This is a genomic window from Tsuneonella mangrovi, assembly GCF_002269345.1.
In the GTDB taxonomy this organism is placed as follows: domain Bacteria; phylum Pseudomonadota; class Alphaproteobacteria; order Sphingomonadales; family Sphingomonadaceae; genus Tsuneonella; species Tsuneonella mangrovi.
Genome location: NZ_CP022889.1, coordinates 2,164,100 through 2,181,534, shown reverse-complemented (window position 1 = coordinate 2,181,534; position 17,435 = coordinate 2,164,100). Strand labels below are relative to the sequence as shown.

Below are 17,435 nucleotides of genomic sequence, written 5' to 3'. Positions count from 1 at the left end.
CCTGGCGGCTGAAGCGGCAATGAACCGGCGACGAAGCGAATCCGATTTGCGGTGAACCGAGTCCGTCCTTCCCCTTGTCGATGGAGCGAAAATTGAGTGCTTCGCGCCCCTTGCCGCCCATTGCGCCCCTCGCTATAGGCCGCCGCTCGCAAGCCGCGATCCGGAGACGTGGGTGAGTGGCTGAAACCAGCTCCCTGCTAAGGAGCCATACCTCTATCGGGGTATCGAGGGTTCGAATCCCTCCGTCTCCGCCACATTTCCTTGATTTAATTGATATTTTGTCAAGAAATGCGTCATGTTCCCAAAAACGCTCCCCTAAAAGTGAGCCGCTTGCGCACCTCAACAGAGCTAGGCGTAAATCCACTTACCGGACAAGGCGAGCGAGCTCCTTCAAATAGCGGGCCGCAGCTTCGGCAGCGCTAGAACTCGCACCATGCTTCCAAGCGTTACGATTGCCCTTAGGCGCGCCGGGATTCGTCCCGCCGTGCATCCTGCAACGCTTCCGGCCCTTCACGGCTGGCGACTGGCACTCCGACCCCTTCCGAGTCCTGGCCAAGCATCGGGGAGCCGCTGCCAGCCGTTCCGGTTGCATGGGATTGTTCGCCTGTTTTTTCATTTTTCCCATCCCCCTGGTGTTGGTGGATATGATCCGCGACGACGGCTTGCCCGCCTTCGTTGACGTGAACATGCTTGACGGTCTGCTCCCGCGGCTGGTGCAGCTTAGCGAGTGCCTCCAAGGTCGCACGACAGTTCGTCTGAGCCTTGAGCGCCAGCCGCATGTAGCGGTCAGCGGCATCGATATACTCACCCAAGTTCGCGCCCGACCTTCGCGCCAGTTCCGTGAAAATGGAATCGAGTGCCAATGCCTGAGCCGCTAGCAATTCGCTGGCGAAGGCCTTGTCGCCTTTTATGGCTTGGGCCATCGCGTCCATTAGTACATCGGTGTCATGCATGATCGATGGCTCATGCACCTTACCGAAAATCGGTGAGGCAAACGATGAAGCAATGGATGCGTGTCGGACCCCGGGGTTGAGCGCGAGCCTTGCCAGTATCTTCTCACGATCTTCACCCGTTACCTCAGTCACCTTGAGAGTATTGTCACCACCCTCTTTCTTGCGTGACTTGCTCATCTGGCCTCCTCCGGCAGTGGAAACGGAGCTAGGCCTTCGTGTGTGCGCTCGCAGCAGACATTCACTCTGCTCCGCCCAAAGTCCGCTACATCCGCGACAGCCGCTACATTTGAGCGTTCAGGGTGCATTTGTGGCCCATTCGTCGCGGATGTAGCGCTTGTCGCGCCTTCTGGGGTGAGCGGAGAGAGATAGCGCTTCCAGGCATCCCACAAGTCTTCTCGCTTGTATCCTTTGGCAACACTGCGCTCGGTTCGGATGTCGCGCGGACTGGCGCCGTAGGGTTTGAGCATTCGAGCGAGCCTGCGGCTGTCGACCGGCTTTCCGCGCAGGTCGCCCCAAGGGGCCTCTTCGAGATCATTCAGAACGTAGAGCAAGTCGGATGTGGTCATTTGCTCTGACTCGCCAAATGCGGCCCGTATGTCACTCAGCAGCCGCACACCCAACGTGGCTGGAGTTTCCCTGGCCTCCGCCACGAAATATGATGCCGCATCACGCGCCAGCCTTGGCCACTCTCCGCCAGCTGCATCGGCAATCGCAATCAATGGCTCCCATACGTCGGCTGCCCGGTCTTCGACGCCCTCAGGCATCAATGGTCTGGCGCGGGCAAGCTGTTCCGCGATTTTCGAGGTCCATTCCGTCAGCCGTTGACCCAACGTCTGACCAGCTGAGCCATGGTCTCTGCGTCGGAAAGATTCGACCCGCTCGTCGGGTGCGCGACGCCGCATGGGGATAATCACTGCCCGGCTTGCGACGGTATCGGGAAGGTCTCCAAGCCCAGCGAGAGCGACGGCGCAATAGGCCTCGATCTCTTCGGTTTCGACAGTCTTTCCGACCACCCTGCAGCGCCCGGTAACGGCACCCTTGCGATGACCTGCATTGAGCAAGCCTCGCGTCTCTTCGACATCGCGCCGAACCTTGGGCCCGAACACAGTGTCCACCTCGTCATGAAGGATCGTGGGGCGGCCTTCAGGGTCGGCAACCTTCCTGAATAGGTAAGCCGGTGTAACGTTGATCGCCGCGACGGGACGCGGGACGAGGAGTTCGGTGATCTCCAGTGCGCGGCTTTTGCCACTTCCCGGCTCCGGGGAGAGAAAGGCGAGCCGAGGCGTGCTTTCCCAGGCATCCATTACATGCGTGTGTGCCACCCAAAGAGTGCAGGCGACGGCCGCATGAGGCGATGGGAAGGCGACAAAGCGACAATAGAAGCCATGCACTTCGTCCAGCAACTCCGGTGGGTGCAGGGAATAGGAGAGACCAGTCATGAACCAGTCCCCTCGTCTTCGAGGTGATCGGCAAGGAAGGCGGCCATCACCAGATGCCTGCAGCACTTTACCGCAAGCTCCAGTCGTAGAGGTGGCACATCTGCAAAGACGAACGTGCCCGCGATTGCGTGGGCGTCATGAGCGTAATTGTAGGCTAGGTCGCCGAGCACCTGCCCAAGGAGCCCGCTGGCATAATCGCGTGCGCTCAACAGCGCGATCCGTTTTTCAAGTTCGGTTCCTTCGGCAGCTGGCACGAACTGTCGGACATGGAAGGCAAGGTCGCTCACTGCTCATCTCCCGTCGCAAATTTGGCAAGGAATCCCCCGCCCAGATGACTGGCGATGAGGGCAGGCAGATGTTGCTCTGCTGTGGTTTGGGGAGTAGGAACATCTTGCAACCAGCCGCTAAGTTGATTGCGCGATGCCCCGCCACCGTGCGGGGTTTCGCTTATCTGGGGCATGGCTCATTCCTCCCCTGAGATAAGTGCGTGCAGGCTTTCTGCCGGGATGACAGTGCGACCGCCGATACGCCGTGCGATCAAGCGGCCCGCCGCAATGTGCGAATAGATGGTGGTGCGCCCCAAACTGGACGCCTTACAGGCTTCCTTGATGCTGTAGGCGAGTTTGAGAGGGGTTAGCTGATCGGTCTGCATGGGTTGCCTCGTTCGCTATTGAATGAGGCAAGACTTGCACGGACGGATGCTCCGCAATAGCCGTCACGAATTACTGGCGTATCGATACGCCGCTATGATTTACGGCCCGGCTTCGACCTCCCCGCTTGGCCTGCAACCGCGTCCCACGCCCGAATAAAGCCACGCTGTGACAACCGACCTGAAAACCGTGCTAGCGCCGCTGACTTAAAATCGGCCTTTGTGCGCTGCCTGTCGGGATCAGCGGCGAATTCACTAAGCAGCCAGTCCCGACATTCACTTTCGACTTTTGCCGTGGAGGTGACTGCCGAACTGCAACTGCCGCTGGCCTCGCTTGTCAGAGGCACTCGCATTATATCGACAAGTTGATCTTCGCTGTACCGACTCTGTAACACCTGCGCTAAAAATGATCGCCAGTCTGAGCACTTTATCCAAAGTGGGCGGTCACGCAGATCGCTGTCATGATCGTTGAAGGGGAGATAGGCACCGGCTCTTATTGTTCGATGGCCCAATTCCTTAAGTGCATATTTGTCGACTTGGCATTCACCATCATTGCGACGGACCCATACCGGCAAGCTTCCAGCCGATAGCGCGGATCGAATAAGAGACTCGGCAACGTTCCGACTGTTAAGGCGATGCGCCCACTCGCGGCCTTGTTCACTGCCAGGGTGGATTGAAGGGCGATTATACCAAAGTGCTTCATCTCCTTCGATTGAGGGGAGTTTTTCTAGAAGGGCTGAAAGTTGGAAATAGCAGTCGTTGAGGCGCTTTGCTTGGGTAACTGCGATTCCAAGGTTCTTAGGATCTGCCATTGAGTCCGCCTCCCAGGCGGTTCCCAAGGTTAAGCGGGGAAGCGCGTGGGATGCGCGCTTGTCGGCTGGCCTGCCTATCCCCGCCCGCAATCTATGGCCTCATGTTGCATCTTTCCAGCTGTACTCAGAAGCCATCCTCATATTCGCCGGGACCGACGAAAGCCGCCATTCTGCAGGCGACCCGAACTCTGCTGCTTCTCTTGCCAAAAATCACTGCCGATTGCGGTCTCTCGAGAGAGGTGCCCCTAGCAGTGGTTGCTCTAGTATGAGTCTAATACTGTCAATCAAGTCAGCAATTGGTCCGTTCGCTACTAATTCTTCTTGCAGGGATAAGCTCGAAGAAAGGCTCCCTCGATGAGTGTCCCAGAGGGGAAATTGCGTATATCAGGTTCATCTTCCATGAACTTGATGACGACATCCAAATATTGCGGCAAGGTCCCATGAGGGGGAAGGCAATAAGGCTGATTGCCAAACTCTGGTTCTATCGCCTGATCCGCCCAGCTTGCTTTCTGTCCAGCAAAAAAACCCTGCAAATAAATTACGCAAACATTGCGGTTAAAATCATCGCTGGTTTTGCAGGCGGCATAAAAGTCGTTGCCTTGGTCGAGATTAAAACGCGCAGACCGCTCTGAATTGTTGGCAATCGATTGGGCGCTGGCCAATGTGGGTAAACCAGCCAAAGTTACAGCACTCATTACCATGAAGTCAGCCCACCGCACTACGTGTCTCCTCTCATCGTTTCTCAAAGCGCGAATCCCGCGTGTTTTGGCTGTACATTATTTGCCGAACAACCAGTTGGCGGACCTTTAAGAACACTTGGGGTGCGAAAAAAGCGGACATTCCGCTAACGACCTGATTGCGGACATACGCTTAAGTCCCCGCGTCTCTAGCTTTCGCCGATCCTCTTTCTCTCCAAATCCAGAACTTCGATGTTTGAGAGACTTTCAGGCGCAATCTCGATTGGTTTATGATGATGGAGCGAATCAATGTCGGCGAAGGCCTGTTCGATTTCCGCTCGCTTTTCCAAGATCAGACGAGCAACGCCTTCTGTCATCCCGCCCTCATCGCCAACTCTGCCTAGGGCCATGGCCAAATCGGCGATGATGGCGCTGCTGGGGGACAAGTGCAGGTTCCCGCGATTATCCAAATAGGCTTCAACGGATTTTGCCATTCGCTCGAATCTCTGAACGCTTCAGACCAAGATTCTCAAAAAAACCCTGCCCACCGGTTGGGGGCGGGCAGGGAAGTTGAAGGACGTGTTTCGCCCTCGGGTCGCACATCAATTCCGCATTTTAATCTCAAGAAGTCTACCTGTCCTTTAGTACAGGTTGATTACGGGGTAGCGCTGTTTGTGAATGCCGAGGCGTCATTTTCAGGTAATTATTTGGAGAATCATCGGCTCTGCCGCAGAGCAGTACTAAGGTGACAAACCCTCACTTCATCTGCTCTCTTGGCTTCAACCGCCTTCGACCAGCGCGTCGACCACCACGTAGGTTTCCGGCCCGAATTTGATCGTCACTTCATCGCCTTTGCGGCTCACCTTGAAGTCCCACCCGGCGGAGCCGTCCGCCTGCGCGCTGTCTGCCCCGTAGGGGGTGGTGCCCTTGAAGAACAGCGCGCGCTTCATCCCGTCGGGCTTCGTCACTTCGACCAGCGTGGTGCCGTCTTCGCCCCACTTGCGCTTGACCCCGGCGAAGCAACTGCCGGTAGGTGGCATGCCTTTGAATCCGCACGGAATCTGCGCAGTGGCATTGTAGTCCGTGCCGGGAACCTTGACATCAATGCTGGTGGTGTCGGGCGGGGGCGGTGGACCGTTCTCGCCCACCGGGGAGACCATCCCCACGTTGGCATCGCCCATCGGAATGCTGACCAGCCGGATCCCGTCGACGTTACCGACGACCTTGCCGCCAACCGCCTTCGCCGCGGCCTCGCTCGGACAGCCGACGAGGATCGCGCTATCGTCGAGGTAGTTGGAGGTCGCCGCGCTTTCGCCCAGCTTGCGACATGGGTCACCCGCGGCGGGATACCCATCGCCAAACGGGGCAAGCTTCTCGGGGATCGCCGCCGCCTGCGAAGAGGCGTTATCGCTCGGTTGCGCGGCAGCATTGCCCTGCCCCGCCGAACTGCAGGCGGAAAGGCCGAGCGCGAGCGCACCCGACACGAGGATCGTCAAACGCATCGCACTTGCTCCCCCATCGCTCAACGGCATTTCGGATGGCTACCGATGTCCCGGAGGTCATCGAAGTGACCGTTGGCAATTGTCACCTGCACGCACTGGCGCGACTGCGGGCGCCATTGGATCGAATAGCGCGTGGTGCCCGAAGTGAAATTGTCCACCTGGGTGAAGCCGCGCTGCTCGAGCGTGGTCATGCCTCCCGCGGCGCGCGCACCCTTGAGATCGGCGAAGGCGGCGGGAGCAGCGTATCCGTTGCCATTCGAGTAACCGGTACCGTTGCACTTTGGATGCCTGCCGATATCGCGTAGGTCGGTGAACCGGCCATTTGCCATGGTCACCTGCACGCACTGGCGCGACTGCGGGCGCCATTGGATCGAATAGCGCGTGGTGCCCGAAGTGAAATTGTCCACCTGGGTGAAGCCGCGCTGCTCGAGCGTGGTCATGCCTCCCGCGGCGCGCGCACCCTTGAGATCGGCGAACGAAGCTGGCTGCGCCACATTACTGGCGGGCTGGTCCTTCTTTCCCTTCGACAGCAGTATCGCCCCAAGGATCGCAGCACCGGCCGCAATGCCCACTGCTGCGCCGGTGCTGATACCACCATGCTTGCACTCCTTGTCGGTCGCGTCGGTGACCGTCCCGACTTTGCCGTTGTAGGCTTCGACCTGGACGCAGTTCTTGTTTTGGGCGTTCCACCAGTAGGAATAAGTGTAGCCCATGTCGTTGGTGTTGCTGTCGGCGTACTCGAAACCGTGTGCTTTCAGTGCGCCTTCCGCGCGGGCCGGATCGAGGCCGTTAATGTAGGTTAGCTGATCGGCCTTCTGAGCAAGAGCTGGAACGACAGTCAACGAAGTAACGGCCAGCACAAGTGCGGCCTTGGAAACGAGATTCGATCGCATTGAAACTCCCCCAAGTTGGTAAATGTTCTCTTCGATGCGACCCCGAATTAGGCGGGCGATCATCAACCAGAGATCGAATTGTGCTCGGTGGCAAAAGTTGATTGATGAAGCGCCCTTGGAAGGACGCTGCCACCACTGCCCCGAGCTTCCTATATGTCCTTTTGGGCAGGTTGCTCGACTCATCACAGGCGAAACGGCCTTTCGCATCAAGATCGCTTTGACCCAAATTTGCAAAATCGGTCATGGCCATTCGCTCGAGGCCCCGCATTCCTGGACGATAGATCCCAAAAAATCCCTGCCAGCCACTCTTGGGCGGGCAGGGAATGGATAGGACGGTCGTGCGCCTCCCCCGGATCGCATGTCCATGCTGCATTTGCCAATTCAGCAATCTACCTGCCCTTTTGGACAGGTATGAACTCCAAGGGAGATCATGAATATCTCGATGGCAAGAGGGGACTTCCAGGAAATGCAACCGACGACCACGTGGCGGTTGCGAGTGCGCCCATTGATGCAAGGAATTAGTGAACTGGGGAGAACAAATCGTGATGAGATCCGACGCCGTGAAAATCCGTCAAACAGGCAAGCAGCGACGCGCGGTGCGCGTGCCGATCATCACATCTGCTTCCGCGCTCGTGTTGGCCATCACACTGCCAAGCTGCGACAAGGCCGCCAATGCAGAGACGATTTCTGCCGGGCCCGACGAGCTCGCTTTCTCAGTCGATAACATGGACCAGAGCGTCAATCCGCGGAAGGATTTCTATCATTTTGCCGCTGGCGGCTGGCTCAAGCGTGTAGCGCGGCCGGAGGACAAGGCATCCTACAGCTTTGTCGAAACGCAAAGCCAGATTATCCGCGACCAACTTACGGCAATCATCACAAAGGCTGTCGCCGAGGCTCCCGACGCGGAGAAGGGCAGTCCGACGCAATTGGTGGGCGACTACTACAAAGCCTATATGGACCTCAATGGCAGGCGGGCAGCAGGCATGAAACCGCTCGAAGGCGAGCTTGCCAAGGTCGATGCCGTGAAATCGGTCGATGACATAACCGCACTTTCGGCCGAAATGCTGAGAGTGAACGCTATCCCATTCCTTTTCGCGTTTGCTCAAAATGCCGGTCTCGATGACAGCTCGCGCTATGTGATCATGGCCGCACCCGGATCGACAGCGCTCGAATATGAACGTGACGTCTATCGTTCGCCGGACGGGTCGCCGCGTCGTGAAGCCTACAGAAAATATGTCAAGGATACGCTCGAGGTCGCGGGGTACGACAGTGCGGAGGCCGAGCGTGTGGCCAAGCTTGTCCTCGATATCGAGACCGAGCTGGACAAGGCCCAGCTCTCACCGGCGGACAAGCGAGATTTCAAGCGGCTCAACAATCCCATGACGCTGGCAGAAGCGCAGGCTCTGCTCCCGCAGGTCGATGCAGCGGCCTACATCAAGGATGTCGGACTGCCGGTTCCCGAGAATGTCGTAACGCTTGAGCCGGAGTATTTCAAAGCCGTCTCGAAGATGCTCGAGGACCGGCCGCTGCAGGATTTTAAGGATTACGCCAAGTATCGCTTGATCGAGCATTATTCCGAAATCCTGTCCCCCGACTTCGACGAACCTAGACGCGCCCTGAACGAGGCTTTTACCGGCGTGGCCACGCTGCAGCCGCTTGAAGAGCGCGCCATCGAACAGGTCAAAGGCGGTCTTGGACAGCCGCTGAGCCAACTTTATGTCGACTCCTATTACGACGAGGACACGCGAACAAAGACCAAGGAGATGATCGACTACATTCTTGCGGCAATGGAACAACGCATCCCGACCCGCGACTGGCTGTCGGAGGAGACCAAGGCCGAAGCCATGGCCAAGCTCAAAGCCTTCGATAACAAGGTCGGCTATCCCGACGAGTGGATCGATTATTCCGGCGTGACGATCGTGGCAGATGATCCGGTCGCCAACGCGATGGCTCTGGTGAAGTTCGAAATGGACCGCGATCTTGCCAAGTTCGGCGGACCAGTGAAGAACGATGACTTCAACGGCAAGAGCACCCTGCCGGTAGTGATGAATGCGGCGTACGGCCTATTCCAGAACGGCTTCACGGTTACTGCGGCGATATCAGAGGCTCCTACGTTCGAACCGGATGCCGACCCCGCGATTCGCTTTTGCCGTTTCGGAGCGATTATCGGGCATGAAACGACGCACGGCTTCGACAGTGGCGGGCGCCAATTCGATGCCAACGGCAATCTGCGCAACTGGTGGGCGCAGGAAGACGCCGCCACTTTCGCTGCGGAGGCACAAAAGCTGATCGACCAGACCAACAGCACCGAACTTGCTCCCGGTCATGCTGGAAACGGTGCTTACTGGGTGGGCGAGAATATGGCTGACGTTGGCGGTATCAAGCTCGCCTACACTGCGCTGATGAACTATCTGAAGGATCACCCGGACGAAAACAAGAAGATCGACGGGTACACCCAGGCGCAGCGCTGCTTCATCGGCTGGACCCAATTGTGGGCCGAGAACGCGACCGAGGCATACATGATCAACGTCGCTGAGAGCTCGAACCATCCGCCAAACGTCTATCGCGCGGTGGCCGCGCTGCAGCACTTCGACGAGTTCTACAAGGCGTTCGGGATCAAGGAAGGCGACCCGATGTGGCTGCCGCCGGAGAAGCGGGTGAATACCTGGTAGGCCGCGGGGTAGGCTGCGCGGCGCGGCCTTTCTGTCGCAGGCTTGCATGAAACGACCGCGGCGGGCCTCGCTGATGCGCGTCACATTGTTCCTGCTTTGCCATCTTGTATCGGCGTCCTTCGCTAGGTGTCGTTAGCTCGAGAGAAAGTTTGAATGTCGAATAGCACAACGGCTTCTTCCAATCAGGCGCGCCGATTGTCGCAAAGCTTCGTCCGCTGGGTCATAGGTCTTGCGCTTGCGGTTATGTTGTTGTCCGGCAGCAGCTTCGCGCAGACACAGACCGACCGGATCGCCAGTTGGACCGCAAACATCGAACAAGCGCAAATGCTGCTTGCTCGTCCGCTTGCCGGGAACATTCAGGAGCGCATCGACACGCTTGAGAAGCAACGCGCGACACTGGCGATCCAACGCGATGCTGCGCTCGCGGCCACCAAGGAACAACCTTTCGAAGCCACAATCGTGGCAGGGAAGCTGAAACTGATGGGGCCACCGCCCGAAACGGGTGACAGTCCTTTCATTGCCGAGCGAAGGAGGGACCTTGAGCAGGAACTCTATGAGCTTCAGGCCCCAGTGCGCAGGTACGAAGACGTTTACCTGCGTTCTGTGGCGCTCATTGCAAATTTCGATTCGCGCATCGCCGCGCTCAACAGAACCAAGCTAACTACACGGGCCAGATCGCCCTTGTGGCCCCAAGCTTGGGTAGCCTTCGTAGCGGAGACGGAAAGGAAGATCGGCGAACTCTTCGTCGGTACGAAGACAGAGCAACCGCGCGTGCCAAGCGAGAGCAAGGCGACCCTGACGACCCTTAGTCTGGCGCTGCTCATTTTTGGGATGTTAATCGTCACGATTGTGCGCCGAGCCGTGGGCAGGCGGTTGAGTGCGCGCGCTCAGGATGCCGTCGATGAGCGCAAGTTCATTCTGTGGGCAATTGCCAAGGATTTTTTCGGCGTCACGATAGCGTTGCTCGGACTCGCAGTGGTTTCCCTCGGCACCCTGGTCCTTATTGGCGTGCTTCCTGCCTTCGGAAAGATGCCCTTGGCAATCCTGATCATCGGCGCTCCGATAATTCTTGCGCATTGGCTTGGCCTGACGCTGTTTGCACCGCACTATCCCCGCCTGCGGTTCGTCCATATCAAGGCGCAGGGTGCACACCGGGCAGTCTGGCTCGTCCTTCTTCTGGGGCTTGCCATCGGGCTGGAAAGCCTTGTCGAGAATGCCGAGGAGAACGCGCCCTATTCTATGGCTGCGAGCGGCGTGGGTCCATTCTTGGTGATCGCGCTTATTTCGGCGTCGGTATACTTCCTCGCCACGACCATCGAGAGAAACCGCGAGGAGTCGGAGAAGCCGCCCGAGGCCGAGCTGCTCCAGAATGAGCAGACTTTCGTTAACCGACGGATCGATTGGGGCCAGCTCATCACCAAAGTGATGAGGCTTTCGGCCGTCATTGCATTCATGCTCGCCAGCATCGGTTTTGCCGAGCTGGCGCGCTGGGCTATCCTTCCGGTGATCAAGTCGCTCCTAATCTTGGCGATCCTAGCGGTCATTTTTTCAAGGATCGTTAAATTACTACGCGCATTTTTGTTCGACGGAACAGGACGGGACCTACGGGAGCTGTTGGCCCTGCAAGTCTGCCTGTTTTTCTGCTTTTCCGTCGTCGCAGCTCCAATGATTGCGATCGTCTGGGGCATCAGACCTGCAGAAATTCTCGACCTGCTTTCCTTACTGCGTGATGGCGTGACCGTCGGTGGTGTGACCGTCTCATTCGGTACGGTGGTGATCTTCGTTTCCGTTTTTGTAATCGGCTACGTTCTCACCCGCTGGGTCCAGCGGATCCTGCAAACGGCGTTGCTTGCCAGAATCGATTTGGACGACGGGACCCGCAGCGCAGTGGTAACGGGTGTCGGCTATCTTGGCGTGATCCTGTCCTTCATTGGAGCAGTGGGGGCGGCTGGTCTCGATCTTTCGAACCTGGCGATCGTGTTTGGTGCGCTATCTGTCGGTATAGGATTCGGCATGCAATCGGTCGTCGCAAACTTCCTTAGCGGAATCATCATGCTTATCGAACGTCCCATCAAGGAAGGCGATTCAATCGTGGTCGGAGATTACGCAGGAATCGTCAGAAAAATTTCGGTGCGCGCCACCCGCATCCAGTCGTTCGATCACGACGATGTCATCATTCCCAATTCCGAACTGATCGCCGGGGCGGTCCGCAACAGGACTCTCACCGACATAATAACCCGGATCGAATGCGCCGTCGGTATCGCTTACGGGTCGGACATAAGCGCGGCTTTTGATACACTTTACAAGATCGCCGATGACCATGAGCGGACTGTCCAGGATCCGCCGCCCAAGGTAGTGATGGAGGAGTTGGGAGACAGCGCAGTCCTGCTACGCCTTTATTGCTTCATCGACGATGTCGGTGCGACGCTGTCGGCCAAGTCGGAAATCTATGTCGAGATCCTGAAGCGCTTCAGCGAGCGGGGCATCGTAATTCCCTTCCCGCAATCCGAAGTGACACTCAATTCGCCCGAGCCCGGGAACTAGGTCGACGCCAAGAACTATTTGTCACTTCCTCATAGGGCCTTTTGATGACACTCGAAGGCATTCAAGTGCAAAGGATCGAGCTTGGAGTGCAAAGTGTGTTGAGCTGGTTCTTGATACATGGCCAGCTTCGGCTCGCAACTTCCGAAATGGGGTTTTGGTCTGGCAGAATCTGTTAACTCCATGGCGCCATTTTCATATGGACAAGTTAGAGCCCCAGCGCGAAAACTCCCTGCACCTTAGGGCACGTCTGAGAAGGGGCTTAGAGGTGGGAGCAATCGACGCATTCAAGGAATTGGCGGCAACTGACCATGCGTCAATAATTATTACTGACGCACGCGAGCCGGACAATCCGATAGTGCTTTGCAACGATCCGTTTCTCGAACTTACGGGTTACGGGCGACAGGAGGTCATAGGTCGCAACTGTCGTTTTCTTCAGGGTCCGGAAACAGACGCTGAGTCCGTCCGAATCCTTCACGAAGCAATAAGGTCAGAAAGTCCAGTCGTCGTTGAGCTGTTGAATTACCGCAAGGATGGAACGCCCTTCCTGAATTCCGTTATGATTGCGCCAATCTTCGACGAAGACCAAACTCTAGTTGGCTTTATCGGCCACCAGTTTCGGCCACCCGATGCAAAAGACCAATTTGTTCAAATGAGGGAAGAGCGCGCTCGGCGTCTCGTTAAGTTACTGACAAAAAGGCAGAAGCAAGTACTTTCAGGAATCGCTCGGGGTTTGCCAGCAAAGCAGATTGCTTTTGAACTCGGCCTGGCAGAACGGACAATCAAGCTTCACCGCAGCAATATGATCGAGCGCCTTGGCGCAAAGACAACTACCGAAGCCATTAGAATTGCAGTGCGGGCAAGATTGTAGGCTCGCTAGCGATCAGACGCATCGTGCCGCCTGCACGGAAAGCGGAGCGTGCAAAAGGGGACGGCAGGCCCAATACAACTCCTAGCCTTCAGCCAATCCTTGGAGGACCATAGATTATTCTGTATTTTTAGATTTTTGTCAGAGCGTTACGCCAGGGAATTGGCGTCATGGGAGATTCGTGGCACTCTCAACTAGGAATGTTGGCTTGAGCGAGATGGGCGTCCGGTGGACCCTATAACGGGAAGAGGTTGGCTGTGGGAACACATGTCGAGCAAGCACTGAAGGCTGCGCAAGAATTGGGCGGCAAGGCTACGCTACAAACATGGATCGGGGTTCTTGGCCCTTTTGGCGAGTGGCTTGGTTGGCCGGATTGGTACTTTGAGGGAACGGACGTCGATCTCAGTTGCGGTGTTCCGCACAAAACAACGTACCGCGATGGTCTTGTTATCACTGCAAACATTCTTGAACACGGCAAGAGCGGAGAACTGATCGATCGAACTCTCAAGAGCAAGCGCCTGGTGACGGGCCCCGACGCAGCTCTGATCGTGAGGAATGCGCCAACTCTCGAAGAAGCGAGCAGAAGTTTAGTGACGCTTTTGTCTGCGACCAATCCATGCGTCAAAATCTATCGATCCGTTGATCAATATAGGGTAAAAATTCAGATAGTAGAGCAAATTGATATCGGAGGAATTCTGGGATTCTATTCGGCAATCCGAGTGATCCTCTTCAGCCGAATGATCCAAGGTTTCCTAGTCGATGATCTAAGCCAAATGCAGATATTCCTGACGCTTTCGAAGGATGAATCCGGTTTTATCATGGAGTCAGAGTTGGGTGCCCAAATCGAATTCGGAGCGAGAAATAACGGTATAATCTACCCGAAGCATTGGGAGCAGAGGAGAAATTTTGACTTTGAAGAAAGCTTATGGCGATTGGCGCTTGCAGATTTGGGATTGCTAGAAAAGCGATTGCATGAGTCAGATTTTCCGAACAAAATTCGTTCCTGTGTGAAGTCAATAATCGAAAGAGAAAATCGCGTACCCCGGCTCAAGGAAATTGCTTTGCGCGAGAATATTTCAGTTCGGACCCTCTGCCGGCGTCTGTCTGAAGCGGACATAAAATATCAAGAGATTGTGGACGACCTAAGGATGAGCCAAATTTCAAGGCTGATAGTGAATCCTGGATTGCCGTTGCAGGTCATTGCACGAGATACGGGGTATGCGGACGTTTCCAGCTTTTCCCGCGCTTTCAAGAGTTGGTTCGGCGAATGCCCATCGCAGTATCGAAGCCGTTTGCAGCGCGGTAAGTCGAAGTCGGAAGTCTCTTCGAGCTAGAGGTAGAGCCTCGGGCCGCTTTGATGTCCATCGTTGGGGGTAAATGAGGGCGTACGCAGGGCATGCCGAAGATATTCAGGATAGCAGGGAAACTTCATCCTCTGTCCAAGTTCGTCGTAATTCTAGGAGACGTTGAGAAGGGGAAGCGGTAGCAGTATCCCAGCCGTGTTCATAGGGAGGGGCCTAAAGCGACTCCGCTCCGGCCTAGGACAATGTCCGCTTTCCACCCCATTTTCGACTTGGAAGTCGCTCAGTTCAACGCCCAGAAGCGGCTGGTCAGATAATGACCCGATTGCGGACGTTCGCTCGCAGGTCTGCTTTGCACCACAATCCATGGGATTGCAGCAGCAACGCCGCAAACCTTCGCAAGCTTTGGCCACTTCATCTCGCTCGACCAACTAGCATTGAAATAAGGCGATTAGAGAAAAGTTCATTCGATAACGACGGCTACTCGATGCGATGTTCCTCTGTCCTTGAGGCCGGAGCCATTTTCCCCCAATCTGTAACCATACGGTCGGCTTCCTTCAACGTGTCCATGAACTGGACGTACTCGTCATCCATGCATCCTGATTTCCATGCAATCTCCTTGGTAACTGCCCCCCTTGTCAGCCGGAGTGTGCCGTAAGGCATATCCGTCATCTTCCGTTTGCAACCTTCAAACACGGGGATTTCTGCAGGAAGCCGATCCACGATAGCCTCGAGCATTAAATACCGATCTCGATTGGCGGCTATCGGATGAAAGGCGAGAGTGTAGCTGCCCAATCGATCGGTTGGCTCTGAAATTACCTCGACCCAAACGCCACCGTAGTTGGGTCCATACTGCCAGCGGTTCGCAGGGGCTCCCCAACTCTTGACCTCGAAAGCGATCATGTCGAACTCTGCCGAGTCTGCCGAGTCTGCCGAGTCTGCCGAGTCTGCCGAGTCTGCTATTTCCTGGGCCGTTATCGTACTGCTCGAAAGAAGGGCAAGGACGGCAAGCAGGTTGGATCGGCGAGGCATGGACGTGACTCCGGTTTGGTGTGGTGTGAATATAACGGCAATTCCTGGTCGCGTCGTGTAAACAGCGTTTACCCGAAACGTTCAGAGGTGGGCCGTTGGAGATTGTCGGCCTTCCTAGCCTGTGAATGAAAAGCCGACGGTCCGCATTCGGACCAGGAAAGGTCGTTCAATCGAGAATCTCGGATGACCGCTAACCACCCCATAGCGGACCTTACGCAACGTCTGCTTTTCTGATCGGCGTCACCTTTTCACCAGCCGCGCCGTCGCTGGCGCAATAGGTGGCCCAATCATCCATGAGCCGCCGCCGCTTGTCGAGCAGATCGCCGCGCCGATAGGCCCGCTCAACCTTGTTTTCGATCGTGTGGGCCAGCGCCATTTCGGCAACCTCATGGGCATATCCGGTGCGTTCGGCCGCCCAATCGCGAAAGCCCGATCGGAAGCCGTGCACGGTTGCGTCAACCTTCATGCGGCGCATCAGCATTGCCATGGCCATGCCCGATAGCTTGCCGCCCTTTGCGCCGGGGAACAGCGGTGCAGCCTGTTTCCCGCCTGTGTTAAGAGGCTTCATGCTCTCCAGTATCTCAACCGCGCGCGGTGACAGTGGGACGCGATGCTCTTTCGCGGCCTTCATGCGGTCGGCTGGGATCGTCCAGATTGCCTTGTCCAGATCGACCTCCGCCCAAGTCGCACCGATAGCTTCGCCCGAGCGAGCAGCGGTGAGGATCGTAAACTCCAGTGCCAGCGCCGCGACAGCCTCACGCGCGCGGAGTGCGGCAATGACGGTCGGAATGTCCTCAAACGGCAGCGCCTTGTGATGCCCGCGCGATAGCCGGGTGCGAGCTGGCAGGATTTGCGCAAGGTGCCCGCGCCAGCGCGCAGGGTTCTCCCCTTGCCGATAGCCACGCGCCTTGGCGGCATCGAGCACGGTTTCGATCCGTCCGCGAATGCGGCTGGCGGTCTCGGCTTTCCCTTTCCAGATCGGCTCGAGGATTTTGAGCACATGCGCCGTCTCGACCTCGGCCACCGGCATGTCGCCAATTACCGGATAGACATAGGTGGCGAGTGTGTTCTTCCATTGCTGGCGATGCTTGGGGTTGCGCCAGCTATCCTGATTGGCGGCGATATAGGCCGCAGCAACGTCTTTGAACGTGGTTCCGGCCACCTTGGCAGCCTGAGCAGCCGCTTGCGCCTCAGCGGCTTCCTGAGCGCGCTCTTCGAGCGGATCAATGCCCGCCTTGACCTTGAGGCGTAGCGCATCGCGGGCGTCGCGGGCATCGGCAAGTGATATTCCGTCGGGACCAGCCGCACCCAAGCCAACGTCGCGAGACTTTCCGTCCAGCATGAAACGATAGACCCAGGAGCGCGCCCCGCTCGGTTTGACCAGCAAATGCAGGCCGCCACCGTCTGCATGGCGTCCCGGCTTGGCGTTCTTCACTGCCAAAGAGGTTAGCGCATTGACGAGTTTCTTTGGCATCAGAACTTAATTCCAGCTGCTGCCCAACGCTGATCTGGCGTGTCCATCATCTGCGATCGCATTAAACGTGCGTCCTCTTCCAATGTGACGACAGCGACTTTCCAGTATCTTTCCACCAAACTTTCGAACTTCGATTGATTGAGTTCGCCCAAGCGATAGGCATCGAGCACAAGCCTCGTGAATGCCCTGCGAGGTGTTCCGTGCTCCACACGCAGATATTCTTTCGGTGGGCGTCGCGGGTCTTCGCAATGGGCAGCCCTAGCAGCAACTGACCACTGCTTCTTTGGGACCTGATCTGCGCTATGCGGGCTAGCGTTGCCAAGGATCAGGTGCTTGGCAGTTGTATCGACGGCGGTCTCTAAGGTGCGAATGGCCAAGTTGAGACTCACCCCTGCATCGACCAACTCATCAACCTGACGACACATCAGCCCAATCTGATCAGCGGTAAGCGCATTGATACTCATCGAAGCCTATCCATCATCCGTTCCCATAACCGTTCCCCAATACTATCACGGTTTTATGGGAACGCAATCGAACAGATGCGAACAGGTCATGGGGCAGATACCCATTTCCACCGCTTATTTTCAGGGTATTAGAGAACTGATGCGACCGCATCTGGCTG

Annotated in this window: 16 protein-coding genes and 1 tRNA gene; 5 read left to right on the top strand and 12 right to left on the bottom strand. The window is 56.8% G+C overall.

Annotated features, from left to right (window positions below):
• Positions 1–162: 162 nt before the first annotated feature.
• Positions 163–254 (top strand) — tRNA-Ser (locus CJO11_RS10640).
• A gap of 110 nt (positions 255–364) precedes the next feature.
• Here CJO11_RS10640 and CJO11_RS13490 read toward each other — a convergent pair.
• The 9 genes from CJO11_RS13490 to CJO11_RS10590 form a co-directional block, all read right to left on the bottom strand.
• Positions 365–514, bottom strand: a complete 150-nt coding sequence (locus CJO11_RS13490; protein ID WP_420823137.1) for a hypothetical protein — start codon at positions 512–514, stop codon at positions 365–367.
• Positions 459–1,130 carry a hypothetical protein gene (locus CJO11_RS13300; RefSeq protein WP_169829185.1) on the bottom strand — a complete coding sequence of 224 codons (672 nt, stop codon included), beginning with the start codon at positions 1,128–1,130 and terminating at the stop codon, positions 459–461. Before CJO11_RS13300 ends, CJO11_RS13490 begins: the two co-directional genes overlap by 56 nt.
• Positions 1,127–2,392 carry a DUF3631 domain-containing protein gene (locus tag CJO11_RS10625; RefSeq protein WP_095012690.1) on the bottom strand — a complete coding sequence of 422 codons (1,266 nt, stop codon included), beginning with the start codon at positions 2,390–2,392 and terminating at the stop codon, positions 1,127–1,129. The genes CJO11_RS13300 and CJO11_RS10625 overlap by 4 nt, the downstream gene beginning before the upstream one ends.
• Positions 2,389–2,679: a hypothetical protein gene (locus CJO11_RS10620; RefSeq protein WP_095012689.1), complete on the bottom strand. Its 291-nt coding sequence runs from the start codon at positions 2,677–2,679 to the stop codon at positions 2,389–2,391. The genes CJO11_RS10625 and CJO11_RS10620 overlap by 4 nt, the downstream gene beginning before the upstream one ends.
• Before the next feature lie 176 nt (positions 2,680–2,855).
• A complete protein-coding gene (locus CJO11_RS10615; protein ID WP_095012688.1) occupies positions 2,856–3,044 on the bottom strand; it encodes a helix-turn-helix domain-containing protein in 189 nt (62 codons plus the stop codon).
• A gap of 1,120 nt (positions 3,045–4,164) precedes the next feature.
• On the bottom strand, positions 4,165–4,572 hold the full coding sequence (locus CJO11_RS13200; protein ID WP_169829184.1) for a Rap1a/Tai family immunity protein: 408 nt from the start codon (positions 4,570–4,572) through the stop codon (positions 4,165–4,167).
• Positions 4,573–4,739: 167 nt separating this feature from the next.
• Positions 4,740–5,024 carry a hypothetical protein gene (locus CJO11_RS10600; protein WP_240504466.1) on the bottom strand — a complete coding sequence of 95 codons (285 nt, stop codon included), beginning with the start codon at positions 5,022–5,024 and terminating at the stop codon, positions 4,740–4,742.
• A gap of 285 nt (positions 5,025–5,309) precedes the next feature.
• Positions 5,310–6,032 carry a hypothetical protein gene (locus CJO11_RS10595; RefSeq protein ID WP_095012685.1) on the bottom strand — a complete coding sequence of 241 codons (723 nt, stop codon included), beginning with the start codon at positions 6,030–6,032 and terminating at the stop codon, positions 5,310–5,312.
• Positions 6,033–6,052: 20 nt separating this feature from the next.
• Complete coding sequence (locus tag CJO11_RS10590; RefSeq protein WP_240504616.1) at positions 6,053–6,988, bottom strand: hypothetical protein; 936 nt, start codon at positions 6,986–6,988, stop codon at positions 6,053–6,055.
• A 482-nt stretch (positions 6,989–7,470) separates the two neighbouring features.
• On the opposite strand from CJO11_RS10590, the gene CJO11_RS10585 reads away from it, so the two are divergent.
• The 4 genes from CJO11_RS10585 (at position 7,471) to CJO11_RS10570 (ending at position 14,340) form a co-directional block, all read left to right on the top strand.
• Entirely contained in the window at positions 7,471–9,597 is a 2,127-nt protein-coding gene (locus CJO11_RS10585) for a M13 family metallopeptidase (protein WP_150125019.1), read from the top strand.
• A 153-nt stretch (positions 9,598–9,750) separates the two neighbouring features.
• Positions 9,751–12,141: a mechanosensitive ion channel family protein gene (locus tag CJO11_RS10580; RefSeq protein WP_095012682.1), complete on the top strand. Its 2,391-nt coding sequence runs from the start codon at positions 9,751–9,753 to the stop codon at positions 12,139–12,141.
• A 265-nt stretch (positions 12,142–12,406) separates the two neighbouring features.
• A complete protein-coding gene (locus tag CJO11_RS10575) occupies positions 12,407–13,009 on the top strand; it encodes a PAS domain-containing protein (RefSeq protein ID WP_240504465.1) in 603 nt (200 codons plus the stop codon).
• A gap of 254 nt (positions 13,010–13,263) precedes the next feature.
• Positions 13,264–14,340 carry a helix-turn-helix transcriptional regulator gene (locus CJO11_RS10570; protein WP_095012680.1) on the top strand — a complete coding sequence of 359 codons (1,077 nt, stop codon included), beginning with the start codon at positions 13,264–13,266 and terminating at the stop codon, positions 14,338–14,340.
• 447 nt (positions 14,341–14,787) lie between these two features.
• Here CJO11_RS10570 and CJO11_RS10565 read toward each other — a convergent pair whose 3' ends face one another.
• The 3 genes from CJO11_RS10565 to CJO11_RS10555 all read right to left on the bottom strand — a co-directional run bounded on the left by CJO11_RS10565 (position 14,788) and on the right by CJO11_RS10555 (position 17,277).
• Positions 14,788–15,210, bottom strand: coding sequence for a hypothetical protein (locus tag CJO11_RS10565; RefSeq protein ID WP_150125018.1), 423 nt, complete (start codon positions 15,208–15,210; stop codon positions 14,788–14,790).
• Between the two features lie 340 nt (positions 15,211–15,550).
• The gene (locus CJO11_RS10560; protein ID WP_095012678.1) at positions 15,551–16,813 is read right to left on the bottom strand and encodes a tyrosine-type recombinase/integrase; all 1,263 of its coding nucleotides are present in this window, start codon (positions 16,811–16,813) and stop codon (positions 15,551–15,553) included.
• The gene (locus CJO11_RS10555) at positions 16,813–17,277 is read right to left on the bottom strand and encodes a hypothetical protein (RefSeq protein WP_095012677.1); all 465 of its coding nucleotides are present in this window, start codon (positions 17,275–17,277) and stop codon (positions 16,813–16,815) included. The genes CJO11_RS10560 and CJO11_RS10555 overlap by 1 nt, the downstream gene beginning before the upstream one ends.
• Positions 17,278–17,435 lie beyond the last annotated feature (158 nt).